General features: G+C 41.3%; 28 protein-coding genes and 1 rRNA gene (1 of these 29 cut by a window edge). 16 read left to right on the forward strand and 13 right to left on the reverse strand.

The window, feature by feature from the left end:
• Positions 1 to 82: 82 nt before the first annotated feature.
• On the reverse strand, positions 83 to 883 hold the full coding sequence (locus C8322_RS01690) for an AraC family transcriptional regulator (RefSeq protein ID WP_108619210.1): 801 nt from the start codon (positions 881 to 883) through the stop codon (positions 83 to 85).
• Between the two features lie 106 nt (positions 884 to 989).
• Here C8322_RS01690 and C8322_RS01695 point away from each other — a divergent pair, with 106 nt between their 5' ends.
• Positions 990 to 1,916 carry a DMT family transporter gene (locus C8322_RS01695; protein WP_026056804.1) on the forward strand — a complete coding sequence of 309 codons (927 nt, stop codon included), beginning with the start codon at positions 990 to 992 and terminating at the stop codon, positions 1,914 to 1,916.
• A gap of 123 nt (positions 1,917 to 2,039) precedes the next feature.
• Here C8322_RS01695 and C8322_RS01700 read toward each other — a convergent pair whose 3' ends face one another.
• Positions 2,040 to 3,323: a YihY family inner membrane protein gene (locus tag C8322_RS01700; protein ID WP_108675539.1), complete on the reverse strand. Its 1,284-nt coding sequence runs from the start codon at positions 3,321 to 3,323 to the stop codon at positions 2,040 to 2,042.
• A 110-nt stretch (positions 3,324 to 3,433) separates the two neighbouring features.
• Here C8322_RS01700 and wrbA point away from each other — a divergent pair, with 110 nt between their 5' ends.
• On the forward strand, positions 3,434 to 4,030 hold the full coding sequence (gene wrbA, locus C8322_RS01705) for an NAD(P)H:quinone oxidoreductase (protein ID WP_108675538.1): 597 nt from the start codon (positions 3,434 to 3,436) through the stop codon (positions 4,028 to 4,030).
• Positions 4,031 to 4,055: 25 nt separating this feature from the next.
• Here wrbA and C8322_RS01710 read toward each other — a convergent pair whose 3' ends face one another.
• Positions 4,056 to 4,484, reverse strand: coding sequence for a hypothetical protein (locus C8322_RS01710; protein WP_167456602.1), 429 nt, complete (start codon positions 4,482 to 4,484; stop codon positions 4,056 to 4,058).
• A gap of 854 nt (positions 4,485 to 5,338) precedes the next feature.
• Between C8322_RS01710 and C8322_RS01715 the strand changes: the two genes are divergently transcribed.
• From C8322_RS01715 to C8322_RS01725, 3 genes are all read left to right on the forward strand, one after another.
• A complete protein-coding gene (locus C8322_RS01715; protein WP_111810309.1) occupies positions 5,339 to 5,722 on the forward strand; it encodes a hypothetical protein in 384 nt (127 codons plus the stop codon).
• Positions 5,716 to 6,918, forward strand: coding sequence for a CsgG/HfaB family protein (locus C8322_RS01720; protein WP_111810310.1), 1,203 nt, complete (start codon positions 5,716 to 5,718; stop codon positions 6,916 to 6,918). The genes C8322_RS01715 and C8322_RS01720 overlap by 7 nt, the downstream gene beginning before the upstream one ends.
• A gap of 83 nt (positions 6,919 to 7,001) precedes the next feature.
• Positions 7,002 to 7,679 (forward strand): hypothetical protein, encoded by a 678-nt coding sequence (locus C8322_RS01725; protein WP_004809734.1) that lies wholly within the window; start codon positions 7,002 to 7,004, stop codon positions 7,677 to 7,679.
• Positions 7,680 to 7,939: 260 nt separating this feature from the next.
• Here the strand turns inward: C8322_RS01725 and C8322_RS01730 are convergent, their stop codons facing one another.
• The 3 genes from C8322_RS01730 to C8322_RS01740 form a co-directional block, all read right to left on the reverse strand.
• On the reverse strand, positions 7,940 to 8,515 hold the full coding sequence (locus C8322_RS01730; RefSeq protein WP_004809732.1) for a xanthine phosphoribosyltransferase: 576 nt from the start codon (positions 8,513 to 8,515) through the stop codon (positions 7,940 to 7,942).
• A 90-nt stretch (positions 8,516 to 8,605) separates the two neighbouring features.
• The gene (locus C8322_RS01735; protein WP_004809730.1) at positions 8,606 to 9,319 is read right to left on the reverse strand and encodes a DUF3108 domain-containing protein; all 714 of its coding nucleotides are present in this window, start codon (positions 9,317 to 9,319) and stop codon (positions 8,606 to 8,608) included.
• A 151-nt stretch (positions 9,320 to 9,470) separates the two neighbouring features.
• Positions 9,471 to 10,160: a hypothetical protein gene (locus C8322_RS01740; protein WP_111810311.1), complete on the reverse strand. Its 690-nt coding sequence runs from the start codon at positions 10,158 to 10,160 to the stop codon at positions 9,471 to 9,473.
• A 267-nt stretch (positions 10,161 to 10,427) separates the two neighbouring features.
• On the opposite strand from C8322_RS01740, the gene C8322_RS01745 reads away from it, so the two are divergent.
• Positions 10,428 to 11,291, forward strand: coding sequence for an energy transducer TonB (locus C8322_RS01745; RefSeq protein WP_213065970.1), 864 nt, complete (start codon positions 10,428 to 10,430; stop codon positions 11,289 to 11,291).
• Here C8322_RS01745 and C8322_RS01750 read toward each other — a convergent pair.
• The 5 genes from C8322_RS01750 to miaB all read right to left on the reverse strand — a co-directional run bounded on the left by C8322_RS01750 (position 11,288) and on the right by miaB (position 15,239).
• Complete coding sequence (locus C8322_RS01750) at positions 11,288 to 11,587, reverse strand: antibiotic biosynthesis monooxygenase family protein (RefSeq protein ID WP_004896079.1); 300 nt, start codon at positions 11,585 to 11,587, stop codon at positions 11,288 to 11,290. The genes C8322_RS01745 and C8322_RS01750 overlap by 4 nt on opposite strands.
• Before the next feature lie 31 nt (positions 11,588 to 11,618).
• Entirely contained in the window at positions 11,619 to 12,017 is a 399-nt protein-coding gene (locus C8322_RS01755; RefSeq protein WP_111810313.1) for a hypothetical protein, read from the reverse strand.
• 143 nt (positions 12,018 to 12,160) lie between these two features.
• On the reverse strand, positions 12,161 to 12,643 hold the full coding sequence (gene ybeY, locus C8322_RS01760; RefSeq protein ID WP_004809720.1) for an rRNA maturation RNase YbeY: 483 nt from the start codon (positions 12,641 to 12,643) through the stop codon (positions 12,161 to 12,163).
• A 22-nt stretch (positions 12,644 to 12,665) separates the two neighbouring features.
• Positions 12,666 to 13,742 carry a PhoH family protein gene (locus tag C8322_RS01765; RefSeq protein WP_005223307.1) on the reverse strand — a complete coding sequence of 359 codons (1,077 nt, stop codon included), beginning with the start codon at positions 13,740 to 13,742 and terminating at the stop codon, positions 12,666 to 12,668.
• Between the two features lie 39 nt (positions 13,743 to 13,781).
• Positions 13,782 to 15,239 carry a tRNA (N6-isopentenyl adenosine(37)-C2)-methylthiotransferase MiaB gene (gene miaB, locus C8322_RS01770; RefSeq protein ID WP_004809718.1) on the reverse strand — a complete coding sequence of 486 codons (1,458 nt, stop codon included), beginning with the start codon at positions 15,237 to 15,239 and terminating at the stop codon, positions 13,782 to 13,784.
• Between the two features lie 366 nt (positions 15,240 to 15,605).
• Here miaB and C8322_RS01775 point away from each other — a divergent pair, with 366 nt between their 5' ends.
• The 6 genes from C8322_RS01775 (at position 15,606) to C8322_RS01800 (ending at position 20,468) form a co-directional block, all read left to right on the forward strand.
• Positions 15,606 to 17,507: a lytic transglycosylase domain-containing protein gene (locus C8322_RS01775; RefSeq protein ID WP_228127304.1), complete on the forward strand. Its 1,902-nt coding sequence runs from the start codon at positions 15,606 to 15,608 to the stop codon at positions 17,505 to 17,507.
• 31 nt (positions 17,508 to 17,538) lie between these two features.
• Positions 17,539 to 18,177 (forward strand): hypothetical protein, encoded by a 639-nt coding sequence (locus C8322_RS01780; RefSeq protein ID WP_004809716.1) that lies wholly within the window; start codon positions 17,539 to 17,541, stop codon positions 18,175 to 18,177.
• A 173-nt stretch (positions 18,178 to 18,350) separates the two neighbouring features.
• A complete protein-coding gene (locus C8322_RS01785; RefSeq protein WP_004809714.1) occupies positions 18,351 to 19,337 on the forward strand; it encodes a malate dehydrogenase in 987 nt (328 codons plus the stop codon).
• Between the two features lie 169 nt (positions 19,338 to 19,506).
• Positions 19,507 to 19,785, forward strand: coding sequence for a DUF2789 family protein (locus C8322_RS01790; RefSeq protein ID WP_004809710.1), 279 nt, complete (start codon positions 19,507 to 19,509; stop codon positions 19,783 to 19,785).
• A gap of 53 nt (positions 19,786 to 19,838) precedes the next feature.
• Positions 19,839 to 20,093, forward strand: coding sequence for a DUF2789 family protein (locus tag C8322_RS01795; protein ID WP_004809708.1), 255 nt, complete (start codon positions 19,839 to 19,841; stop codon positions 20,091 to 20,093).
• A 117-nt stretch (positions 20,094 to 20,210) separates the two neighbouring features.
• A complete protein-coding gene (locus tag C8322_RS01800) occupies positions 20,211 to 20,468 on the forward strand; it encodes a DUF2789 family protein (protein ID WP_004809704.1) in 258 nt (85 codons plus the stop codon).
• Positions 20,469 to 20,536: 68 nt separating this feature from the next.
• Here the strand turns inward: C8322_RS01800 and C8322_RS01805 are convergent, their stop codons facing one another.
• Both C8322_RS01805 and C8322_RS01810 read right to left on the reverse strand, forming a co-directional pair.
• A complete protein-coding gene (locus C8322_RS01805) occupies positions 20,537 to 21,064 on the reverse strand; it encodes a hypothetical protein (protein ID WP_004809702.1) in 528 nt (175 codons plus the stop codon).
• Between the two features lie 59 nt (positions 21,065 to 21,123).
• Positions 21,124 to 21,726, reverse strand: a complete 603-nt coding sequence (locus tag C8322_RS01810) for a 2OG-Fe(II) oxygenase (RefSeq protein WP_004809701.1) — start codon at positions 21,724 to 21,726, stop codon at positions 21,124 to 21,126.
• Positions 21,727 to 21,841: 115 nt separating this feature from the next.
• Here C8322_RS01810 and C8322_RS01815 point away from each other — a divergent pair, with 115 nt between their 5' ends.
• The 4 genes from C8322_RS01815 to C8322_RS01830 all read left to right on the forward strand — a co-directional run.
• Positions 21,842 to 22,699 carry a 23S rRNA (adenine(2030)-N(6))-methyltransferase RlmJ gene (locus tag C8322_RS01815; RefSeq protein ID WP_004809698.1) on the forward strand — a complete coding sequence of 286 codons (858 nt, stop codon included), beginning with the start codon at positions 21,842 to 21,844 and terminating at the stop codon, positions 22,697 to 22,699.
• A 38-nt stretch (positions 22,700 to 22,737) separates the two neighbouring features.
• Positions 22,738 to 23,556: a CDP-diacylglycerol--serine O-phosphatidyltransferase gene (gene pssA / locus C8322_RS01820; RefSeq protein ID WP_004809697.1), complete on the forward strand. Its 819-nt coding sequence runs from the start codon at positions 22,738 to 22,740 to the stop codon at positions 23,554 to 23,556.
• A gap of 18 nt (positions 23,557 to 23,574) precedes the next feature.
• A complete protein-coding gene (locus C8322_RS01825) occupies positions 23,575 to 24,651 on the forward strand; it encodes a DUF6670 family protein (protein ID WP_004809696.1) in 1,077 nt (358 codons plus the stop codon).
• A gap of 27 nt (positions 24,652 to 24,678) precedes the next feature.
• Positions 24,679 to 24,837: ribosomal RNA gene (locus C8322_RS01830) — 16S ribosomal RNA — on the forward strand; it runs 1,296 nt beyond the window's last position.

The raw sequence follows: 24,837 nt of genomic DNA on the forward strand, positions 1-24,837 counted from the left end.
AGGAAGCTCATTTGAGCTTCCTCTTGTGAAAAATTGTGGGACAGCAATGGTCGAAAGGCTCCTTTATTTTTATTTAAAATTTTTAACTGGCTTGATGAATCTTCCTGAATTGATCAGGTGTATAGCCCATCCAGCGCTTAAACATTTGAATAAAGGCTGAGGCATTGGCATAGCCCAGATCAAAGGCAATATTTTCTACAGTTTTTTGCTGTTTCAGCATAGACATGGCTTTGATGACTTTCAGACGCTGCCGCCATTCATTGAGTGACATTCTCAGCTCCTTCTGGCAGTAGCGCGCCAAGGTGCGTTCAGTCAGGTTATGCATAGCTGCCAAATGCTGCAAGGTACTGTTATTCTCTGGATTTTGATGTAGGTAATCCAGAATTTGTCTGAGTTGAGGATGTTCAGTATGCGGCAAATAACTGCCAATCATCTGTGCCTGTTTAAGTTGATCAAGCAGTACGTGTAATAAACGTTGATGCTCTTCTGACCTTACATTAGTCGGATGTAATTTTAAATGCTGCAAGAGTGAAGTGACCAGAGGACTGGTTAATAAGATCCCCGGCTGATTTGGTAAACCTGTACATAAACTTTCATGAATATAAAAAGTTCCATGTGAAACATCGGTACGATTTAAACCACTATGTTGTAAGTTAGGTGGTAGCCATACACCGTAAGGCGGAGGGGTAATATAATCAATATGCCCAATTTTCACTTCCATGATGCCATTAAAAGCATAGATAAACTCTCCCCAGGCATGATCATGCAATGGATAGACTGACAGGGCCGGGTCTTCACGAAAATTAATCCACAGAGCTGCGTCAATATCATCATTGGTTCTAAGTTGCTTGATATCTTGAGCGACTGTTTTATTGCTTCTCACGTTAGATTGCCTGAATAATGCGATTATTTGTCTGTTTTAAAGTATATCTTTTATTTCTGACAGATTTATAGTGTGCATCTTTGATAGTGTGCGTAGAGTTGAAATTGTGGAGCAGCGTAAAGCGCTTGATGCGCAAGCCTCGTTAATCATGTTTGTCCTGTGTCTGTTATGGGGACTACAGCAGGTAGTGCTCAAGCTGGCAGCATCAGATATTTCAGCCTTGATGCAGATTGCATTACGTTCAGCCTTATCTGCATTAATGGTTTATCTTTTGATTCAAGCAGATGTAAGGCGCCAGCTATGGAGTCGTAGCTATCTTCCGGCAGGTTTGCTGGTCGGGGTATTGTTCGCTTTAGAGTTTTACCTGGTCGCTGAAGCACTGCGTTATACCTCTGCTTCACATACCATCGTATTACTATATACCGCACCAATTTTTGTGGCATTGGGATTGCACTGGAAACTTCCTTCAGAACATTTATCTCCATTACAGTGGGGTGGAATTCTCGTTGCGTTTAGCGGGATCGTGGTGAGTTTCTTATTTCGTAGCCACACTGGTCAAGCTATGCAAGCCAGTATGCTTTGGGGAGATTTGTTGGCTTTAATGGCTGGTATATTTTGGGCTGCTACCACTGTGAGTGTTCGATTAACACGATTAGCTGAAGCTCCAGCAACACAAACTTTGTTCTATCAGCTATTGATGGGCGGCATGCTGCTGTTACCACTTGCCTGGATGACAGGACAAGCAACGGTGAACTGGACAACCTTATCTATTTCTAGTCTGATTTTTCATACAGTGGTCATTTCTTTTGCCAGTTATCTGATCTGGTTCTGGATGCTGAAAAAATATTTGGCTTCACGTCTGGGTGTATTTTCTTTTCTAACGCCGGTGTTTGGTATGATTTTTGGAATTCTGTTATTGGATGAAGAAGTTGAGATGAACTTTATTATTGGCACGATCATGGTCATGCTGGGTGTTGTGTTAGTAAGTTTGCAGGGATGGCTAAAGCCGAAAAATATAAAAGTAGCTCCTTAAAATATTGGTTATCAATAGTGTTTAAAAAAGCGTGAATAACGCAGTGAAAATTTTTACTGAAAAACTTACTTATATAATTCCCAAAAAAAATCCTCTCATAAGAGAGGATTTTTATTAAAGTGTTTAAGGCTTGGGTGGAGTTTGAGCTTCATTCTGCATTTCCTTTTGCTTAAACAGCTCTGAAAGTGGAATACCCAGATTTTCCGCTAAATAATGATCTACTTCTCGTAATTTGGGTTGTAGTCGCTGCATCCAGAGGTCATTGATCTGAAGATTTTCAATTTGATGTGTGTGTGGCAGGGCATAAGGAAGTTTGAGGTAAAAATCCCAGAAATTGACCTGATCCAGATCACGTACCAAGACATATTCATTATCTTCAGTACGTTTAATCAGATTCTGTTTTTCAAACATGCTGATATAGCTTGGCAGACGGCCAATTTCATCCCGTCCTAAAACTTCGAGTGCTTGTGCTTCACTAATACTTTCTCCAGTTTTCTGCTTGCGGTAAAACAGCTCAAGTAAATCCAGTAACATTAGAATTGGATGGATTTTGCAATCTTGGCCCGATTCAAATGCCGTGATTGCATAACTGATCTCAACCCCAAGCAGGACAATATTCCAGGACAGATAAATCCAGAGCAGGAAAATAGGAACCGCTGCAAAAGCACCATAGACAATTTCATAACTGGTGAAATTGGACATGACAAAGCCAAACAGGTTCTTTAAGAGTTCAAAGACCACTGCACTAAATAAACCGCCCACGAATGCAGATTTGATCGGTACACTGCGGTTAGGAATGGTCCAGTTCAGGATAAAGAAGCCGATAATCGTCAAAGAAAATGAAATGAGCCACAGTATAAAAGCACCATTCAATTCGTAGCCGGCAAAGTTATTGCTCAGTACATTCATGGACGCTACAGTTGAAGAAATCACGAAAGCGCTACCGAGTAAAATTGGACCCAAAGAAATAATGGTCCAATAGCGCATAAAGCCGATAATCCCGCCACGTGTTTCCGTGACACGCCAGATCCGGTTAAATACTGTTTCAATACTGGTCAGCATCATCACGGTGGTAATAAACAGGAACAGAATCCCGATGATGGTCAGATTGCTGGATTTGTCAGTAAAAGCACTCAGGGCTTTATCAAAGGCAATGGTGGTCTTAGGCAGGAAATTGGTATAGATCATTTCCTGAAGTTGCTGACGTGCAGGTTCTAATGCTTTAATTGAAGAGATGATCACCAGAAAAACCGTCAGCATTGGTACTACAGCAAACAAAGTAGTATAGGTTAATGAGCCTGCCTGTTCACGGCAACGATCCGCCTCAAAGCGCCTAAGTACAAATAAAATAAATTGAAACCAGTGTTTTTCATAAAAAGGTAGTTTCTTTAAGTATTCAACGATCATGCGCTTGTTGTCTCAATTTCTTATACATCATGAATTTTCTGGTTCAGCTTACCCAAAAAAACAGAAAAATACCGTATAGTTTTCTTTTTTTAGTATCGAACATTCATCATATGCAACCTTATGTCCTTGTTTTATATTACAGCAAATATGGTTCAGTCAAAGAGATGGCACATCTGATTGCCAATGGGGTTGAATCCGCAGGTATGGCAGTGAAGATCAGAACGGTGCCGAATCTTTCCACTGTGGTAAAAGAAGCAGAGGCGAGTATTCCAGCGGAAGGGGATATCTACTGTACGCTAGATGAATTGGCGAACTGTTCTGCTTTGGCAGTGGGTTCACCAACACGTTTTGGCAATATGGCTGCGGAAATGAAATATTTCTGGGATCAGACCACCAGTCTTTGGCTGAATGGAGCTTTGCATGCTAAGCCAGCATGCGTGTTCACAGCCTCTGGTACAATGCATGGTGGCCAGGAAAGTACATTACTGAGTATGCTTCCGCCGTTGTTCCACCACGGTATGATGATCATGGGACTAAGTAATGCTGTTCCAGCATTATCAAATACTAAAACGGGTGGTACACCCTACGGCGCCAGCCACGTTAGTGGTGCACGCCATGATCAGGCACTAAGCCAGGATGAAAAGGTATTATGTGAAGCACAGGGTAAGCGCTTGGCAGAAATAGCTTTAAAGTTAAATCAGATTTAATAATTCTCAATCAGGATAATAAGTTTCAGGCTTTATTGTCCTGATTACTCGATTCCTCAGAATCTTCTTTATTCACTTCCAGTGCCTGAGCAGCTGTTGCCTGAATATTAAAGCGGTATTTGCACTTCAGGCAACGATAATCCAGAAACAGGTTACGATCCACGGTTACACCAGCTTTTTTACCCAAGAAATTACCGACAACACCACCGGTAATCCCGACACTAATTGCGCCAACGAAAGTCCCGACTGTTCCGCCGACAATTACACCGAGTGGGCCTGCCACAGTCCCAATAGCAGCACCAATCGACGCACCTGAAGCTGCGCCACCTACAGTTCCCGCCGTTGCACCTGCAGAGGTCATAAGTAGACCGCCAATTTTTTTCAGATTTTGCTCATGATCACGTTGTTCAATATCTGTTGAGCCACATTTAGGACATTGCATAAGGTATTCCATCAATGAGTGTTATGGGCTGATGTTCAGCCTATTTATGATTTGTCATTTTGCCTAATCAGGTGGATATATGATAGCTCTACAGTATGTCTATCTTATATTTTGATGTCAGGGACACTTCCTGCCAATTTGATTGTAAAGGAGACTTTGATAAGGCTTTGTATTTGTGCTGTAAATTATTTTATATCGAAATCCATTTTGGAATTCTTTAAGTTTTTAGCTCTCCCATACTCTACAGCTACTAAAAATAATATCTTCAAAGTATCTTTTCTATTTCTTATAAAAAATAATTTACTTGTCACCTTTTTACACTAAATAACATGACCATTATAAATTGAAATTAAGTACTGTTTAGTAGAGGTGTTGAGTATCTATATTGAGTATTTTGTTTTGAGAGTTTTTAAAGGTGCAAAAAAATGTATTTAGATAATATTTTTCATATAATCGGTTAATTATATTTCTTAATAAAGTGATTTATTAAGGGTGATTAAGATATAAACTTTTATAAAATGAAAAATTATTAATAAATGATCGTGAAAATCACCATAAATATTTCCTCGATTAAAGTATTTTTTCTAATTTTATCAATACTTTTAAAATATTATTTTAAATATTTTTAAAAAATAAATTTATATTTTGAGAATATTTGTAAAATATTTTTTATAAATAATAGAATTAATTAAAAATTCCATTTTAAATTAAAACAATAACTTAAATTTAATTAAAAATCAAAAAGTATGTGAATAATAATTAAATGTAAATTTTAAATTTTTATATGATCTAATTTTTGTCAGATAAATTAAATCTTAATTAAGCAGAAAACGAATAAACATACTAAATCAGAGGATACTAAGGGTATGAAAATATTGGTCATCAATGCGGGTTTATTGTGTTTGTTTTTTTTGAGCAACGCTTATGCTACATCAGATGAGTGGACTCAGCGCTGGAAAGCATCACCTGCACGTTCTAATGAGCATCTGGCACAGGCAAATCTGATTGAACTCAGAGAGTCTGATTATTATGAAAGTTTTGGAAAAGCAAGGACTACCGTATATAACACCTCTTCAAATTCTATCGGCACTGTGAATACTCCAACCAATAATATTACGGTGGAGGGCTCAGATAATAGTGTAAATATTTCCAGTGAATTATTCAATGAAGCTCCAGTGAGTTCTAATTCCAATCGGAATTCACCACGTTGCCCAAATGTGAGTAATCAGCCGGGAGAAACACTATGCTGAATTTCCCGTATGGAAGGTCTTTATCTTCCGCCGGTATCATTTTGATTTTTACTCAATCCTTGACAGGATGTACCGGCCTGGCATCTTCAAATTCAAAGCCGGTAGAGCTGGTACAAGGTCCGCCAATTACTGATATTTTTACTCCATTTGATATGGCCTTATCTTGCTTAAAGGGGCAATTACGCAATGACATCAGCTTTTCTGTAGGTGCAATTTTAGACCAGACAGGTAAAGACGTCGTAACCAATGGTGGTAGTGGAAAAATGGTGACCCAAGGCGCAGGAGATATGGTGCAATCCGCCTTATTTCAGTCTGGGGTCAGTGTAATGAACCGGCGTGATCCTCGTATTATTGAAAGTGAGGCCAAGTGGGGGATTCGTGACCCAAGACAAATCCAGGCCTCTGATTATTATGTGACGGGCAGTATTAATAGCCTGGATTTTATTCCAGGTGGCGGGTTGGACATGCAGATTGCGGGGGTTGGACCGAATTATAGTCAGACCCGAATTATGGTGGGTTTGGATTTATCCCTGACTGATACACGCAGCAGTAAAGTTGTCGCGAATGTCTCATTGCAGAAACAGATTGCTGCACAGGATTATGGTATCAGCGCTGGAAGATTTACCGGTCGTACCTTATTAAATATTCAGATCGGAAAAGGTGAGCGTGAAGCGACGAATTTTGCTTTACGTCAGATGTTGAATCTGGCCACTTTTGAATTACTGAGCCAGGTCGTTCCACCACCAGTATTCGAGAAATGTCGTGCAGAAATTCCACCAGAATTTGGACGTTTAAACTTAACCCGAAGTTCGGTGGCTTTGCATAAATATAAGAAAAATCAGCAACAACATAATCTAGATTCAAGTACCCCGGTTCAGGAATTAACCTCAGGCGATATTCAGCAATCTCAAGAGAAAAACAAATCTACCAATACACCGAGTAAAGATACCAAAGCACCAAAAAACAAAGAATCCGAGGTAATCCAAAATCCTGATCCAGAACCTGAAATAAGTAAACAGGATCTCATTAAATATATCAGTAAAAAACACTCTCCAGACTCTTCAGACAAAATGCTAGAGGAAAAAGAGAAGCAGGAAAGAAACAGCAAAGAAAAAGACGAGGAGAAAACATCCATGCCGTGGGATGCCAATCCTGAAGTTGTTGAAAACTATTGGTCAAGCACATTGCGTGATTAATAGTTTCACAAGTGGGCTCGCTCCCATTAGTAAAAGAAGTACTTAGCGAGGAGTGCTTCAAAACTAGAAAAGGAAAAACAAAGATGAAAAACACGATCAAAACAATCGCTTTATCCGTCACCTTCCTGTCTGGTGCAGGTATGGCATATGCTCAAGATACAAATGTAGAGGTAGATACCGGTTTACAGGCATCTCTGGATGCAATTTCCCAGCAGGTCGAAAATGGATCTGCCTTGAATCTAGCTGTCAATAGTGCTGATATTAATGCAAGTGTTAATACAGAAGCTTATGCTAATTTAGGAACAGATCTTGGAACAGATACTCAAGATGTGGTCAATTCAGTTGAAAATACAATTGAAACTACAGCAATGGGTGCAGCTAATACAGGTAGTATTGAAATCGCGCAAGGTAGCTTGAGTACAGTGACTTCAAATACACTTAATGAAACCCTAGATTGGGCATATACTGATGTAACTGGTGAAATCAATAACGAAACAATTGGAGAAGATATTTCGGAGAGTACAACGAGTGCGGATATTTCAGATACATTGAGCACAACGCTGGATAGGACTTTTGATGAGGAAGTTAATAAAACTTTAAGCAATTATAGTGTAGCGAATATTGCTTATAATGCTGGAGCAGTTGATGCCTCTGTAAGTGCAATTGCAGAAGGTGTAGATAATAGTGTGGCCAACACCATTACTACTACTGCAATTGGTGCAGTAAATACTGGAAGTATTACTGTCACAGTAGGACAATAATATAACTTGCTTGATTTTCTTACAGGTCTAACTATTGGCAGATAGTTAGGCCTCTTATTTTATATAAAAATTTTTAAAAAATATTGTCTACTTGTCGGAAAGTAAAGCAATTTCTATTAATGATTATTTTTTAATTGAAATTTTTTAGGAAAAAACGAAGCAATAGAAGAATATAGTTGTCTTAAAAATATTTCAATTCAAGAAAACGGATATAAAAAAAGAGCACCTCAGTACTCTTCTTTAATTTAATTCGAGAAATTTTAGTCTTGAACAAATTCAACCGTACCATTTGCTAGTGATTTCACACGCGCTAATGATTCTACGCGATAACCTTTTTCAAGCAGAATGTCACGGCCCGGCTGGAATGATTTTTCAATCACGATACCAATACCCACGACAGATGCTTCTGCTTGGTGAATCAGGTCTGCCAAGCCAAGAGCCGCTTGACCATTTGCAAGAAAGTCATCAATTACCAGTACTTTATCAGCAGCGTTGATGTGCTTTTTAGAAATTGCAATGGTACTTTCAGTTTGCTTGGTGAAAGAAAATACCTTAGAGCGATACAGATCATCTTTCAGAGTTAATGATTGATATTTGCGTGCAAAGATCACTGGAACACCCAGCTCAAGGCCAGCCATTACAGCAGGTGCGATCCCTGATGCTTCAATAGTGATGATTTTAGTGATACCAGCATCTTTAAATAGACGCGCAAATTCCTGACCAATTTGCTGCATCATAACAGGATCGATTTGATGATTTAAGAAAGAATCAACTTTCAAAACTTCTTCAGATAGAACGATACCTTCAGCTAAGATTTTCTGTTCTAGTGCGTGCACGGGAGAATCCTCAAGACCAGATGCTTTTTCAAGCAAAAGCGTATTTTAAAAAGCACCCGGAAAAAATCAAGCGAAAATCGTTAAAAATGCTTAGTTCGTTGGACCTTTATAGCCAGTGAGTAACAAACCATAGGAAGTTTTCTTATCGACATGCGCTACCTTGACTGGTAAATAATCAAGTTTTGGGGCTAACCAGAAGATGGTTTCGCGTCCTGGCTTGTCATGTTTCATTACGACCTTCATGGTGCTAAAGGTGCCGTAATTGGTTTTGATATTTTCTGTACCTTGTTTAACAAATTTACGTGCTTCCAGTTCTTTAGCATCTGCAATGTAATAATTACTTTTTAAACCAGAAGCTTTTAGGTCTTCACGGATCTGTAACTCGGCGTTTAATTCATCCAGAGCACCATCTCTCCAGGCAAATGAACGTGCCTTGTCATCTTTTTTAGTATGAATAGTTTTAGAAGACGGATTGAACTTGATACTCATGGTATTGTTATTAACCAATACCTTACTGCTACGGCTAAAATTGCTAGAATTAATCTTGCCATTATTAAAAGTAAAATGACTAGTTTCTGTTGCAGAAGCAATCGCGGCAGCCTTGGCTGCAAATACATAAGTCCAGTTATTACCTGACTTAGTTAAGGTTCGTGTTGCTGATCCCATGTTCTTACCATTATAGCTAAACTGATAAGTCGCCTGGAATGGGCTCATGGCAAACGCTTGACTGGACATGCCTGTGAATACCAGTGCTGTAGTCAGTCCTGCAGTCATACCAATAGTTTTAATTAAGTGTTGTGCCATAAGTGAATTTTCCTGTATGAAAGGGCAGTCAGTCACTTCTGCCAAGCTTTTATTATCAGACTAAAATGTGGAGGGAGAATGAACTGATAAAATTCGCAGAAGTGTATCATTCATGTCATTTTTTTCATTGTTGTTTCATAACTTAAACACTTTACGAATCTTGTTTCTGCTTGATCGGTGTGACCTGATTTTCACTGAATTCATCTGTATCATCCCAGCTTTCTTCTTTTTCTTGAGACAGCTTTCTGAAAAAGGCTGCTAGATTCACATTTCCAATAACGACCAGTTCAGCCTCACGTAATACAGCATGATTGACATGTACTTTAGACAAAGTATCAATCACTGATCGGCTTTTACCGAGCCAGCGGTTAAGATCTAAATGTAGTAGGTCATCAACAACTTTAATTACACCCAGCTTTTCCAGAATCATACCGAGAGGATCTTTATTCAGGATACGCTGATAGAAAAATAGGGCACAACGTACGCCAATTTTATAGAACACATTTGGGTATTTAGCATCAATTACTTGGGTATCGCTAATCTGTTCAAAAACAATCAGCTGGCGGTCTTTATTCAGTTCCATCTGTACCAGTTTCAGGTCAACAGACAGAGTAATGACCATGCCATTGTAATCAAGTGTTGCATATAAGCGTAACCAGTCATCATGCAGATCCGCATGCAGATCTTTTAAGGCTTTGACGTTATCAGTCACAAAACGCTGAAAAGTTGCATTCAAAAATACCTGAGAGAGGGGAAACTCGCGTTCATCTTCAATAAACCCTTCCGCCTTCTGATACACCTGGCGAATGCGTCTGGAAATATTGGAAATGATGGTTTGCATATGGAAGCATCCTGGCAACTATATTTTTGATAGCATGTATCTTGTCGAAAAGTATAAAAAATACAAGAGCGTGTGCTTGCAGTTTAGCAAAATAAATTGCACCATTTTTAGTGTTTTGTTTATACAACGTAGAAGATTTGATATAGCTCTCACTATCTACTCAAAGTGAAAGATATATCAATATTTGTATATTGAAAAATTTTCTTTGCAAGATATTAAGGATAAAGGCTCCTGGCTGAGCCTGAAAATGTGACTAGAATGACCCTGATGCCTTTGGTTAAATCATGGTGGAAAGATCCAATTTTTAGCAGTGCTATAGGGATTGCTGCATTATTACATATCATGATTTTAATGCTGCAGTTTGGAATGCCATCGGAACAGGATACTTCGACCAAGGAAATTGCAGTTAGCCTGCGCGTCAGTAATGACAAAATCGAGCATGCCGATTTTCTTGCCCAGACAGATCAGCAAGGTTCCGGTCAGTTCCGTGAAGCGCATCGTATGTCCAGTGATGCTCCATTGCCGATGCCAGATCAGACAGCTGGAAAAGAAGCAATGCTTCAAAACAGCCAAGATATGCTGCAACAAAAACAAGAGTTGAGCTTTGAAGAAAAAGTTCTGATGACAACCCTAAGCTGGCAGAAACAGGCAGAAGAAAATCAGCGCAAGAAACGTCAGGAAGAACTCAACAGCCAGTTTCAAGCCAAAGCTGCTATGGTCGCGAGTCTGGAAGCTCAATATACGCAGCGCCAGAAAAACTTTAGCCGTCAGCAGAAAATTAAAACTGTTGACGGTATCCAAGCCAAGCAGGATGTATCTGCAGCTTATCTGGAAAAATTCCGTCAAAAAGTCGAATTTTATGGGAATCGTTTTTATCCTGAATCTGCCCGTATACAGCGCTTGGCGGGTGACGTCCGCTTAATGGTGATTCTGAATCAAAATGGGGGTATTCGAGCGATTCGATTGTTGGAATCTTCTGGTCATACTGTATTGGATGAAGCTGCTCGAACCTCATTACGTAAGGCTGCGCCGTTTGGTGCTTTCGATGCCAAAATGAAAGATATTTCAGAATTACGAATTATCCGAACCTGGCGTTTTGATCCGGCAGAAGCCGAGTTTGAAGTGCGTTAATCTGGCGCTGTTTCATAATGGCGTAATACCTTACAGACATCTACGCTGAAATAGCGATACCAGTTATCTTTACCGAATTGTTGCGCGGCCTGGTGTTCAGCGTCCTGATGCCAGGCATGAATATCCTGCAGGCTGCTCCAGTAGGAAAGTGCAATCTCAGTGATTCCTTCAGTTAAACTTTCAAAATGCTGACAGTGAAACTGGGTCAAGGCCTTTTCCCGCATCTGTTGGGCAGTGGCAAAGTAATCTGTGTCTAACTGCTTAATTTTAGCTTTAAAAATAACGACATATTGCATAGTAACTTCTAATTTTAACTAATTTCTGAAATTATTCTTCCACACGATGATAATAACTGTGTTCTCCGGAACTGTTCCAAATCACATTTAAAAATTTGCCTTCAATTTTTAGATGCTTTGGAAAAATCCTCAGATGCTTTTTATATTTACGCTCAGGTTTTAAACCGATGCAGTTGCCATTTTTCCACCATCTACCTTCAGCATATTGATCTAGGGCTCCATAAGTTAGATACCATTTAAATTTACCTTCAGGCAATAACAGCATTTCAGAGCCTGTTTCCATGACGCCATTTAAATAATAATGACCTGTCCAGACTTCATCTGCTTTTTGAAATTGGGTTTCTTTACATAGCGTCTTTGAACTTGCATAAAGTGTTGAAGATAGAAGGGAAGTACCCATGAGTAGCAATACGAGAAGAATCTTTTTCATTTTTATCCTGAACTTTAGCTAATCATCTTTATTGTTATGAGGTGTATTTTATCAGCTTTGGTTGAATTAAATAGCATTGATTTGATTGCTATTTACAGGCATAAAAAAGCGAGCCGAAGCTCACTTTTTATAGTCGGAAAATTTTAGTCTCTTTCCAGATATGGATTTGCAAAACCGAATTTTGCCAGAATCTCGATCTCAATGCCTTCCATCTCTTCTGCATCTTCATCTGAAGTCTCATGATCATAGCCCATCAGGTGCAAGGTGCCATGAACCAGCATATGGGTAAAGTGAGTCAAAGGTGCTTTGCCTTGTTCAACGGCTTCACGCAATACCACTGGGATACAGATGACCAAGTCTCCAATCGGAAAAGCATCCAAAACTTCTGCCATTTCATCCGGAAGATCACTTGGAAAAGACAACACATTGGTGGGTTTGTCCTTTCCGCGATATTCCAGATTCAGTTTGTGGCTTTCATCATTGTCGACACAGGCAATACCAATTTCACAATCACTTTGCGTACCGATATGACGTAAAGCAGTTTCTACAACTTTCTTGATATAGGCACGCTTAATCACGAGTTCAGGTGCCTGAAAATCCTGTTGTAGACTAAGACTAAGTTTCAAAACAAATCCTTAAAAGTAAATATTAATGCTGGGCGTCAGCTGCCGCATCATTTTCAGCGACCAAAGCTTCCTGACGTGCTTTGCGTTCGGCACGTGCTTCGGCACTTAAACGTTGTTGTTCACTATCCCAGCCTTCATAGGCTTCAACGATTTTCTGAACCAGCTGATGACGTACCACATCACGGGAATGGAAGCGGGTGATATGAATCTCTTTCACATTTTCCAATACACGAAGTGAATGGGCCAAACCAGATTGCTGACCACGTGGCAAGTCGACCTGGGTCACGTCACCGGTAATCACTGCACGAGAGCCAAAGCCCAGGCGGGTCAAAAACATTTTCATCTGTTCAGGTGTCGTGTTCTGTGCTTCGTCCAGAATCACAAAGGAGTGATTCAAGGTACGACCACGCATATAAGCCAGTGGTGCCACTTCAATGATCTGACGTTCAATCAATTTGGCTACTTTTTCGAAACCCAGCATTTCATACAGGGCATCGTAAAGCGGACGTAAGTATGGATCGATTTTTTGTGACAGATCACCCGGCAGGAAGCCAAGTTTTTCACCGGCTTCTACCGCAGGACGTACCAAGAGGATACGCTGAATCTCATTACGTTCCAGCATGTCCACTGCAGCTGCTACCGCCAGATAGGTTTTACCTGTACCGGCAGGACCAATACCGAAAGAAATGTCACTTTGCAGAATGCGTTGTACATAACGTTTCTGGTTGGCACCACGTGGATTGATACGGCCTTTGCGAGTCTGCAGCCAGACATTGTCCAGACCAGTATGTTCCTGATCATGCAGGTCGTCCTGCAATTCACGGTCGGTCTGGCTGCCCTGTATCATCAGGTGCAGGGTATCTGCACTGATCTGGCCGCTCTGTTCAGATTCTTCATGAAGTCGCTGCAGGAGCAACTCCGCTCTCTCAACGGCATCGATCTCACCATCAATAAAAAAGCTGTCGCCTCGATGGGAAACTTTGACGTCTAAACGTTGTTCAATTTGCTTCAAATGACCGTTATAAGCACCGAGCATGCTTTGTAAACGGTCCATTGAAATTCCAGGAAAAGCTACTGTACGTCGAATCGCTGCTGTCAAAGAAAGTTCCTTATAGAGATAGGTTCTTATATCCCTACATTACGCCACGTCAGGCTCAAGATTCAATAGCTCACCGTAAACTAAATTGAGTGTTTTTATTTCAGTGATTTCAATCTCGGCAAAACGTCCAACCCATGCAGGATCACCGATAAATGTCACATAACGTGTGTTATCTGCGGTGCCTACCAGGACATTTGGATCCTTGTCAGAAACTTTTTCTATGAGAACACGTTGAATAGTGCCAAGCATCGCATCCGTTTTCTCAATACTGGATTGCTTGATCCATTTTTGAACTTTTGCCAGACGTTCTTTTTTCACCTGTTCAGGTGTAGTGTCTTCAAGTTCCGCAGCAGGCGTACCCGGACGTTTTGAATACACAAAGCTGTACGAATGATCAAAGTCCATATCTTTAATAAACTGATATGTTTCTTCGAAGTTGTCGTCGGTTTCACCCGGGAAACCAATAATGAAATCTGAAGATAGGTGCATATCCGGACGGACTTTACGGAGTTTGGCAATTTTCTCGATATAGACATCAATCGTATGGTTACGCTTCATCGCTTGAAGGACGTCATTGGAACCACTTTGTACTGGTAAATGCAGATGTGACACCATTTGTGGCAGGTCACGGTAGCATTGAATCAGGTCATCATTAAATTCGAGTGGATGCGACGTGGTATAACGTAGGCGGCCAATACCTGGAATTTCTGCAACTAAACGTAACAGATCGGCAAAAGTACAGATCTTGCCATCAAAGGTTTCACCACGATAGCCATTTACGTTCTGACCCAATAGTGAAATCTCACGTACGCCTTTTTCTGCCAGACCTGCAATTTCTGCCAGGACATCATCCAGCGGACGTGATACTTCTTCACCGCGGGTATACGGCACCACACAGAAAGAACAGTATTTTGAACAGCCTTCCATAATTGATACAAAGGCTTTATAACCTTCAACACGTGGTTCAGGTAGGAAGTCGAATTTTTCAATATCCGGGAAGGAAATATCAACCAGTTTAATTTTATCTTTCTTTGGCTTTTCTACTTGCTCAAAATGCTGATCCAGCATTTGCGGCAAACGGTGCAGGGTTTGTGGACCAAAAATCATGTCAACATAATTGGCACGTTTCTGAATGTTGTCACCTTCTTGTGAAGCAACACAGCCACCCACACCAATAATCAGATCCGGATTTTTTTCTTTTAGTTTGCGCCAGCGACCCAATTCAGAGAATACTTTTTCTTGTGCTTTTTCACGAATTGAGCAAGTATTCATCAGAAGAATATCTGCTTCTTTAGGGTCAGTGGTTAGCACATAGCCATGTGAGTCGCCCAAAAGGTCGGCCATACGATGACTGTCATACTCATTCATCTGACACCCTTGCGTTTCAATGTACAGTTTTTTGACTGTAGCATCGTGGGCTGGGGTGTGCGCTGGCTGGGTAACAGTGTTTTCTGAGGCAGCTGGGGCACTCTTCGGAATGAAGGTTTGAACCGTCATGAAGGCTCCTAGGGATAATACGTTTAAATTGTGAACGGACGACCTTATTAATCTGCGAATCAGGTCAATTAGAATTCAATTCACAGAATGAATTTTTTGGAAGTCGCATATTTTAGCAGGAAAGTCGCTTAAACTTATAGCCTTTATTGGTGGCCTGAAAATATTGATTTATGGACAGAAAATGTTTGAAAATTAATATTGCTGAATCATAAGGTTACATAAGAGAACAGTAGAGTCGGTCTAGAATTTATAAACTAGCACCGATGTTGAACAAAATTGTCTGGCACGAACTACATGATAGAAGTTAAGTTAATGTTGAAACAGATTATAAGTGCACATAAATATTCAAGATTATTCACTGTAGGGATGGCCTGTCTGAGTTCAATGGGCGTTCAAGCTGCCGAAGAACAATTTAATGACGCACTCACTGCGGCAAATGCTGGAAATATTGAATTATTACAACAGTATCGTGCAGCCATGCAAAATGATGCCTTGGGTTACTACCCGGAATACTGGATTCTGAATCAAAATCTTGGCATGCAGCCGGCCAGTCAGATTATTAATTTTGCCCAGCGTTATCCGCAGTCTGCCATGGCAGAAAAGCTGGCAGCAGACTATGTTGAAGAAAAAGTAAAGCAGGCCGATTTTTCAGCAGCACAGCCGGTCCTGCAATATGTGACCAATCCAGATCAGGCAGAAAGCTGCGCGATTGCTCAGGTACGTGCCAAAAGTGGTGATCCTCTGGTCTATGCCGAATATAAAGATGTCTGGCTGACCACCAATTCTCAACCGGAATCCTGTGCCGGTTTAGGTCGAATGATGCTGTCCAGTCCCTTATTAACCATTGAAGACCGTCAGCAACGACTCTGGACACAATTGCGTGCCGGTCAGTCTGGACAGGCGATTGCGACCGCCCAGAGTATCGGCCTCAACCTTTCTTTGGCGCAGCTTAATAGCATTCAGGCCAATCCGACAGCCTATTTATGGACGGCACCCAAAGCGACCACTGCTGATCATGCTTATCTGGTGTATGCCATGGGGCGACTGGCGGATAGTGATCTGAATACAGCATTTTCGAGTGTGCGACGTACTGCTGAAGGCACCCCTGAACAGATCCAAAAAGCTTTGTACCGTGTAGTCGGCTATATCGGTGGCACCACGGTGATGAAGAACAACTTTAATCGTGAAGTCCTGAATTATCTGGATCTGAGTTATGGCCTGTCATTTAGTCCGGAAGAAGCAGAAATTTATGCACGTCAGGCGATTCGCTTTAGCGCTTGGGAAAGTCTGATTCGGGCGATTGATGCGATGAGTGTGACCCAGAAACAGGAAGACCGCTGGCAATACTGGCTGGCTCGTGCAAGTGAACAGCGCTCAGACCGAGCATCAAAAAAAGCAGCTGAAGATATTTATCGAAAACTGGCCACTGGTGATGATTATCATAACTTGCTGGCACGTGACCGCTTAGGACAGTTAACCTTAGGTACGCCGAAATCCGCACAGCCTTCTGCTCAGGCCATGCAACGCCTGAATCAGGATATTCATTTCCGCCGTGCTTTTGCCTTGCGTAATATCAATGCTTCAGCTGCGTATGTAAACCGTGAATGGAACTGGGCCGTGCGTCAGGCTTACTTGAAACATGATGATGATCTACTGCTTGCCGCAGCGAAACGTGCGCATGATATGGGCTGGCATGACCGTGCTATTTATGCTGCAGATCGTACAGTGAATAAGCACAACTATGATTACCGTTTCCCAATGCCATATCGAAATTATGTGGTCAGCCATAGCCAGAATGCCAGTGTTGATCCGGCATGGGCTTATGGTTTGATGCGTCAGGAAAGCCGATTTAATACTGTGGCGCGTTCACATGTCGGGGCAGGTGGCTTGATGCAGATCATGCCAGATACGGCCAAACTGGTCGCGCGTCAGATGGGCGAAACCTATAATCCGGCAGCATTAAGCGATATGAATACCAATATTCGTTATGGCACCTTCTATTTGTCTACGATTCAACGCCAGCTCAGCAACAGTCCTGTTTTAGCAACGGCAGGTTATAATGCCGGACCGAATCGCGCACGCCGTTGGCAGCCAGACTTACAGAATCTAGCAGCAGATCAGTACACGGAAACCATTCCTTTATTAGAAACACGGGATTATGTGAAACATGTCATGACCAATGCGACACATTATGGCATCCTATTGGGCCAGGGAGCACAATCAATCGGGAAACGTATGCAAGCAATTCCGCTACGTAGTACACAATAAAAATTAATGATTTAGGGATAGTGAATTATTCATGAAGTTAATGAATAGTCGTCGAGTATCAGTATGGCTTTCTGCTTGTATAGTCGCAGGAGGAAGTTTTCCTACGCTTGCGGCACCGACGGGCTATATCATGGATGTGCAGATGGTTCCCGCACTTTGCAGTCTGTATCCTGAATTGGCCAAAAAGCGAAAATGTCTGGAAGGTTATTCCTTGAATATCTCCGGCTTATTTCCTGAAACCAGTCAACAGGATTGCAGCACGCAGACTTCATCCGCACTTCCACCTTTACAAGCCAAGGTGGTTGCTCGTGTCATGCCGGACGAGGCTTCACGGGCACGCTTATGGCAGAGTATTGGAGGGTGTATTCCCATGAGTGCCAGCCAGTATTTTCGGACCATTATTAATTATGCGGATCGTCTGAAAGTACCACAGGAACTGACAGACCAAGAAAACATGGTCATGTCGATTAATACATTGCGTACAAAATTCCTTAAGATTAATCCGCAATTACCCGCCAGCGGCATCCGGTTTAACTGCCAGACCAACCGTAGTGTCAGCCTGCTGACTGCGGTTAAGGTGTGCTATCGCAGCAATGGCCAATATAAGCAATGTCCGAGCAGTGTAGTAAATACCTGCCCTCAGAACATTACAATTAAAGGTACATACTAAGCTTTTCAGCCAAATTAATTTATATTTCCTATCAGACTTTTGTTGGAATTCATTCGCTTTTACATGCATCTCCGAAAGGATTGGAGTACAATCTTTGCCGTTTATGATTATTAAGATTAGATAGAACAGCTATTTAATCCGCATTGACTATCCTCTCAATTGGAGATAATTACATGAAGCAACCTGTTCGCGTTGCCGTTACTGGCGCTGCTGGTCAAATTGGTTACAGCCTATTATTCCGTATCGCTAGCGGTGAAATGTTGGGTAAAGACCAACCAGTTATTCTTCAATTATTAGAAATTCCTGTTGAGAAAGCTCAACAAGCGCTTAAAGGCGTGATGATGGAACTTGACGACTGTGCTTTCCCATTATTGGCAGGCATGATCGGTACTGATGATCCTAAAGTTGCATTCAAAGATGCTGACTATGCATTGTTAGTAGGTTCTCGTCCACGTGGTCCTGGTATGGAACGTGCTGACCTTCTTAAGGTAAACGGCGAAATCTTTATCGGTCAAGGTCAAGCACTGAACGAAGTTGCTAGCCGTGACGTTAAAGTGCTTGTTGTGGGTAACCCTGCGAATACAAATGCTTACATCGCAATGAAATCTGCGCCAGATCTTCCAGCGAAAAACTTCACAGCAATGTTACGTCTTGACCACAACCGTGCGTTGACTCAACTTGCGCAAAAAGCGGGTGTTGCAGTTTCTGACATCGAAAACATGACTGTTTGGGGTAACCACTCTCCAACGATGTATGCTGACTACCGTTTTGCAAACGTAAACGGCGAAAGCTTGAAAGACAAAATCAACGATGCTGCATGGAACAAAGACGTATTCCTTCCAACAGTTGGTAAACGTGGTGCTGCGATCATTGAAGCACGTGGTCTGTCTTCTGCTGCTTCTGCTGCAAACGCTGCAATCGATCATATGCGCGATTGGGCTCTTGGCACTAACGGCAAATGGGTAACGATGGGTATTCCTTCTGACGGTTCTTATGGTATCCCTGAAGGCGTAATGTTCGGTTTCCCTGTAACGACTGAAAACGGTGAATACAAAATCGTTCAAGGTCTTGAAATCGACGAATTCAGCCGTGAACGTATCAATGTTACATTGAACGAACTTGAAGAAGAGCGCGCAGCAGTGGCTGACATGCTTAACTAATTTAGTCTTTTAAGATTAAATAAAAAAAGCACTCCAAATGGAGTGCTTTTTTTATTTCAGAATATCCTAAGAACAAAAAATAACATCCTGTCAAAGAGCGACAACTGAACTTTGTATATAAGTCGTTTAATTTGTAAGCAGAGTCATCAATAAAAGAGGAGGTACTGAGATGTTAGAGCAGCGACCTACCATGGAAGTTTTTTTTGAGCAACTCGGCTTGGATTCAAGCCCTGAAGCAATCGATGAATTTATCAGAACCCATCAGATCGGGATGGATGTGCCATTACATAAAGCACCTTTTTGGACCAAGAACCAACATGACTTTCTAATTGGGCATTGGAAGCAAGATGATGATTGGGCCATTTTTGTCGATGTACTGAATGAACAATTGCATATAGAAGCAGAGGGTTCAGGTACTTGTGATCTGCCGACCTCCTCACATCCTTGAACGTTAAAAAACTAGCAGCAAATTATTTTTTATTTCTATTACGGAGCAATCAAATGGTATTGGAACAGCAACCTACTTTAGAATTATTATTTGAACAACTCGGCCTGCCAGCAGATGAAAGGTCGATTGATGAATTTACCCGTACCCATCAGCTTCCATCTGAAGTTATTCTGCCAGATGCGGAATTTTGGAGTGAGGGGCAGAGTGCATTTCTTCGTGAACATTGGCATCAAGATGATGAATGGATTGTAATTATTGATAAGCTCAATCAATTACTGCATGTAGAGAGTGATAAGCAAAGCGCTTAGTCCACTTTTATACAAAAAGATACAAACAAACCTAGTCACAGGACTAGGTTTTTTTTGTCTTATCTTATAAGTTAGTTATATAAAGAATTACAAGTTAACTGATATAAGGAGGGCGAGATGCTCGGAACAATGCAACCATCCTTACCCCTATTATTTTCGCAACTTGGTTTGCCGAATAGTCCTGCTGCCATTGAGCTATATGTACGTACTCATCAGTTACCTAAGGAAATCTCATTGCATGATGCGCATTTCTGGAATAAAGCACAGCGTTCATTGTTAATTAGTCATTTGGTACAAGACGATGACTGGGCAATTTGGGTTGATGAACTGAATCAACAGTTACACTTAGATGCCGATCGCCGTCGACTAGCTTAAGAAAATAAAACTAGTTATAAAAAATGCCTCATTCATGAGGCATTTTTTATAAGAATAATTTCACAGTTTTAATGCATCCGGCTGCGTAGAATTTGAATAAACCAGTCCTGTTGACGGTATTCTGCAAATGCTGGATGTTGATCTACCAGTTCCAGATCAAAATTGTTCAATTTACTGTATTTATTTAACCAGTGACGGGTCATAGCCGGTTCTTTTTTGCTTGCTGAGGCATATGCCAGGAAGAAATAGATATCCGCATGCTCATAACGGGTCATCGGTTTTAAAATCTGCTGGGTAATCAGTGCATAGCGATTTTCTTTAGTCAGTTCAAAATAGATCATGTAGGCTTTAGCCAAATGCAATGACAGATTGATATAAAGATCGAGTGGCATTTCTTCAAACTCGATTCGACCTTGTTCCAGCAGAACAATCGCTTCTTGCAGAAAATGCACCTGTTCCTGACGTAACTGGCTGATCGCTACCAGTTGTAGGCGAAGGTCAGCCCGTTCAAGCGCCAGCTCAGGGGTATTGCCATTTAAAAATAGCTGATCTGTTTCACCAATGCGTGCAATGATCTCTTTGGTGGTTGGTCGCATGAACGCAGTCCTCGTGTCTTAATGATTGCTATATGAGGATGATTGTCTGCTTTTAAAGGCTAGATTAAAGAGGTATCTGAGCGTAACCACGCGGTAATGGATAAACGTTGATGTTTGGCTACTAATACTTCGTGCAATAAATCACTTTGGAAGAATGCTAAACGGTTGGGCTTAGGTGAAATCGCATGCCACTGTCCATTTTTATCTTGTAAATGTAGTTCACCCCCCCAGTCATCTTGCCATTCTTCATGCAGATAATATACCGAGGAAATCATGCGGCCATTCTTACCTTGCGGGTTGTCGCGGTGAAGAGCATAGAATTCACCTGCGTTATAGCAGGCAAAATGTGCTTCGACATCTTTAATACCCAAATAAAATGCGCGGTTTAAAACTTGAGAAAATTGTTGCAGGGTTTTGGTATGTTGGTGAGAGATTTGAAATTCAGGTTGTAACCAAAGAATATGATCACTGCGGATGTTACTTACTACGCCATTTTGAATCGCGGCATCACGAAATTCGTTTAAGTGACTTAGGCATTCTTGACTGACCGCATGTTGATATTCAATTGAATAAGCACCGTCAATAACACTAAAGCCATGTTGATCTAAATCATCTAAGATTTGATCAACATTCCAATCCCCTGGGATGACAACTGCTTCCATTTTTCAATTCTCGAGCGTGTGGTAAAAAAGGTTTGCTATTTTAGAGCAATAATCGTTTCTGAACGAATCAGTTTTTCATGTTAAAATAGCTATTGATCTTAGGAATAATTGAAACATGAATTATCGTCACCACTTCCATGCAGGCAACTTTGCCGATGTCATGAAGCACGTGTTATTGCTTCAGATTTTGTCTCGCCTTAATAATAAAGACAAGCCATATCGTTATATTGATACGCATGGCGGCGCAGGTAAATATGACTTGTCGACTTCAGAAGCGCAGAAGTCTGGTGAGTTCTTAAACGGTATTCATCGCCTGATTAAACTGGATGATTCGATTAAGCGCAATGCCCCTGAAGGCATACAGCAATATTTAAAAATTGTTGAAAAAATGCGTGAAAGTTTTGGTAAAGGCGCGTATCCGGGTTCCCCGTGGTTTGCCCTTGAAGGCATGCGTGAAATCGACAAAGCCACCATTTTTGAAATGCAGCGTGATGTCTTCCAGCAGCTTGATCAGAATATTTTTGACAAGCGTGCTGGTCTGCATGAGCGTGATGCTTATGAAGGTTTGCTCGCAGTCATTCCACCGAAAGAAAAACGCGGTCTGGTAATGATCGACCCGCCGTATGAGCTGGAACGTAAAGATTTCCCTCAGTTAGTCGAGTTGATTGCAGCAGCTTATAAAAAATGGCCGACAGGCGTATTTGCTGTTTGGTATCCAATTAAAGACCGTGCCATGATTGAGCGTTTCGAGAAAAAAATGTTCAAGACCGGTATTCGCCGTCAGCTGATCTGTGAAATATGTGTATGGCCAGACGACACTCCTGTTGGTTTAAATGGTTGTGGTCTGTTGGTGATTAACCCACCTTGGAAGTTCTCTGAAGATGCTGATGAAGCACTTCAATGGTTATTCCCGCATTTACGTATGCAGGAAACTGGTGGTCACGCCGCAGTTCGCTGGTTAGTAGGCGAATAATTTTTTTTAAGATCAGGTCATAGCTAGGATCGACAAGAATGACAAATATAAGCAAACCGGAACGTGACTCTTCCACCGAAGCACCTTTTGATGGCATCACCTTTGAGGTGGAAGAAGAGGAGCATACTCAGGAAGGGCAGAAAATTAAGCGTCGAGGTATCTATCTATGGCCGAACCTGATTACAACTGCAGCGTTGTTAGCAGGTTTTTACTCAATTATTGCCAGTATGAATGGCAATTTTCAGCAAGCCATTTATGCGATCTTTATTGCAGCATTACTGGATGGTCTAGATGGCCGTGTTGCACGTGCCATTGGTGCGCAAAGTCCGTTCGGTGAACAGTTTGATTCGCTATCGGATATGCTGGCCTTTGGTGTGGCACCGGCTATCTTGATGTACAGCTGGGGCTTAAGTGAGTTGGGCCGGATCGGTCTGGCGGCATGTTTTGTTTATACCGCTTGTGCGGCTTTCCGTCTGGCACGTTTCAATGTGCAGATCGGTGTAGTTGATAAGCGCTACTTCATTGGCGTCGCGAGTCCACTTGCTGCCGTAATGATTATTTCGCTGGTCTGGGTTGGTTTAGATTTCCCTGAAATTTTCGATATTAAAGATTCAGTGGTTCAGATCATCAATGCCGTTGCGATTGTGATTACCGGTTTGCTGATGATCTCCAATATCAAATACTATTCTTTTAAAACGGTAGAGCGTAAACGAGTTCCATTTTTTGTCTTGCCAATTGCCGTATTTATCTTTGCAGCGATGACTTACAATATTCCGGTCGGGATTCTGGTTATCTCTGTAATTTATGCTTTGTCTGGTTTTGTTACAACTTTTATGGCGAAACGACAAGTGAGCTAGTATGCAGGAGAGTCTGATATGGCGTTTCTTCAGGATTTATTGGATCGTTCGAAACAGCTGAATCAGACTCCTGCTGTCCAGGCCGATCTGGCCTGTCACGGTCCTAATAAAAAATATAAATATATTCACCATCGTTTTGTTATTCCCAATCTGCCTGCGCCACTGCATTATTTCAATTTTTTTAGCATGATCGGTCAGCCGAATGTGCCGATGCTATGTAATCCCGATGCCATTCATACGGATGCCTTGGATACAGCAACGGTAATCTGTAGTACCAGTCCGCACATGGTCGGTCAGTTGAATCATTATTCCATCCAGAATGAGTGTCGCTTTGAAAGCTGTAACTTTAATTTTCATACACGTGAGCAATTGAGCAGTATATTTCCGGAATTTCATTTCACCCGCCAGGATGACGAGCTCAGTGTTGATCTGAAAATTAGAGCTATCGAGTTGATTACCCACTTTACCCAGCTTCGATTTTCTCTGGCTGATTATTGGTCGATTCCATGCTGGTGTGAAGGTGTCATTCAATATAAAGATCAACAATACCAAATCGAAAGTCTGGGCAGCTTTGAATATGCCCGTAGTTTCAAGTTTCCCTATTTGCCATTTGCTTTCTTGACTTATCAGATGATTAACCTGAGTCAAAACCGACAGATTATTTTGGTTCAGGTACGAGATAGCTTTAACAAGATTATCCAGTCCCGTATTTACTATAAAGATCTGGAAAGCCAGCAGACCCAAATGCTGGATGAAAAGGTAATTTTTAAAGTGCATCGGGTCTATCCAAGTGTGACCACACCAAATGGCCAGAAAATGTATTTACCACGTGAATTCGAATGGCACTGTGAAAATAAAGATGGAATTCAGATTTCAATGCAAGGACAGAGTCGAGGTGATTTTAAATTTGGTCTTGGGGCAGGCTATGTAGGGAGTTTTAGCTATCAGGTAAAGATCAATGATCAGGAAGAAAATGGGGAAGGGGGCTATATTGAATACATCGATTGTCGAGCTTTACGCTTTCAGGAACTCAGCAAAGAAGAAAAAATATTAAGTAACGTGCCCGATTCTGTACCATTTTTAGTCAAAAGATAGAGAAAAAGCTGATTTCTGTAGAATAAATAAACAGACGGTGGTTTTTGTTGAAAAAGGGGGTTGCAAGCCTCCTGAAATACTGTAGAATGCACATCCATCGGCGGTGATGAAGATTGAAACTTGTGATAAAACAGTAACTTAGTTAAGATTGGTTGAGTTAGGTTTTATTTGATAAGTTTAAAAATA

This window comes from Acinetobacter sp. SM1B (assembly GCF_003289665.1).
Taxonomy (GTDB): Bacteria; Pseudomonadota; Gammaproteobacteria; order Pseudomonadales; family Moraxellaceae; genus Acinetobacter; species Acinetobacter schindleri.

Coding starts and splice junctions, on each gene's coding strand:
- C8322_RS01750 (WP_004896079.1), bottom strand. CDS start 11,587: ATGCAATATGTCGTTATTTTTAAAGCTAAAATTAAGCAGTTAGACACA.
- C8322_RS01825 (WP_004809696.1), top strand. CDS start 23,575: ATGGCGTTTCTTCAGGATTTATTGGATCGTTCGAAACAGCTGAATCAG.
- C8322_RS01800 (WP_004809704.1), top strand. CDS start 20,211: ATGCTCGGAACAATGCAACCATCCTTACCCCTATTATTTTCGCAACTT.
- C8322_RS01720 (WP_111810310.1), top strand. CDS start 5,716: ATGCTGAATTTCCCGTATGGAAGGTCTTTATCTTCCGCCGGTATCATT.
- C8322_RS01725 (WP_004809734.1), top strand. CDS start 7,002: ATGAAAAACACGATCAAAACAATCGCTTTATCCGTCACCTTCCTGTCT.
- C8322_RS01790 (WP_004809710.1), top strand. CDS start 19,507: ATGTTAGAGCAGCGACCTACCATGGAAGTTTTTTTTGAGCAACTCGGC.
- miaB (WP_004809718.1), bottom strand. CDS start 15,239: ATGACGGTTCAAACCTTCATTCCGAAGAGTGCCCCAGCTGCCTCAGAA.
- C8322_RS01775 (WP_228127304.1), top strand. CDS start 15,606: ATGGCCTGTCTGAGTTCAATGGGCGTTCAAGCTGCCGAAGAACAATTT.
- C8322_RS01805 (WP_004809702.1), bottom strand. CDS start 21,064: ATGCGACCAACCACCAAAGAGATCATTGCACGCATTGGTGAAACAGAT.
- C8322_RS01700 (WP_108675539.1), bottom strand. CDS start 3,323: ATGATCGTTGAATACTTAAAGAAACTACCTTTTTATGAAAAACACTGG.
- C8322_RS01755 (WP_111810313.1), bottom strand. CDS start 12,017: ATGAAAAAGATTCTTCTCGTATTGCTACTCATGGGTACTTCCCTTCTA.
- C8322_RS01710 (WP_167456602.1), bottom strand. CDS start 4,484: ATGGAATACCTTATGCAATGTCCTAAATGTGGCTCAACAGATATTGAA.
- wrbA (WP_108675538.1), top strand. CDS start 3,434: ATGCAACCTTATGTCCTTGTTTTATATTACAGCAAATATGGTTCAGTC.
- C8322_RS01740 (WP_111810311.1), bottom strand. CDS start 10,160: ATGCAAACCATCATTTCCAATATTTCCAGACGCATTCGCCAGGTGTAT.
- C8322_RS01715 (WP_111810309.1), top strand. CDS start 5,339: ATGAAAATATTGGTCATCAATGCGGGTTTATTGTGTTTGTTTTTTTTG.
- pssA (WP_004809697.1), top strand. CDS start 22,738: ATGACAAATATAAGCAAACCGGAACGTGACTCTTCCACCGAAGCACCT.
- C8322_RS01735 (WP_004809730.1), bottom strand. CDS start 9,319: ATGGCACAACACTTAATTAAAACTATTGGTATGACTGCAGGACTGACT.
- C8322_RS01780 (WP_004809716.1), top strand. CDS start 17,539: ATGAAGTTAATGAATAGTCGTCGAGTATCAGTATGGCTTTCTGCTTGT.
- C8322_RS01745 (WP_213065970.1), top strand. CDS start 10,428: ATGCCTTTGGTTAAATCATGGTGGAAAGATCCAATTTTTAGCAGTGCT.
- C8322_RS01785 (WP_004809714.1), top strand. CDS start 18,351: ATGAAGCAACCTGTTCGCGTTGCCGTTACTGGCGCTGCTGGTCAAATT.
- C8322_RS01810 (WP_004809701.1), bottom strand. CDS start 21,726: ATGGAAGCAGTTGTCATCCCAGGGGATTGGAATGTTGATCAAATCTTA.
- C8322_RS01795 (WP_004809708.1), top strand. CDS start 19,839: ATGGTATTGGAACAGCAACCTACTTTAGAATTATTATTTGAACAACTC.
- C8322_RS01815 (WP_004809698.1), top strand. CDS start 21,842: ATGAATTATCGTCACCACTTCCATGCAGGCAACTTTGCCGATGTCATG.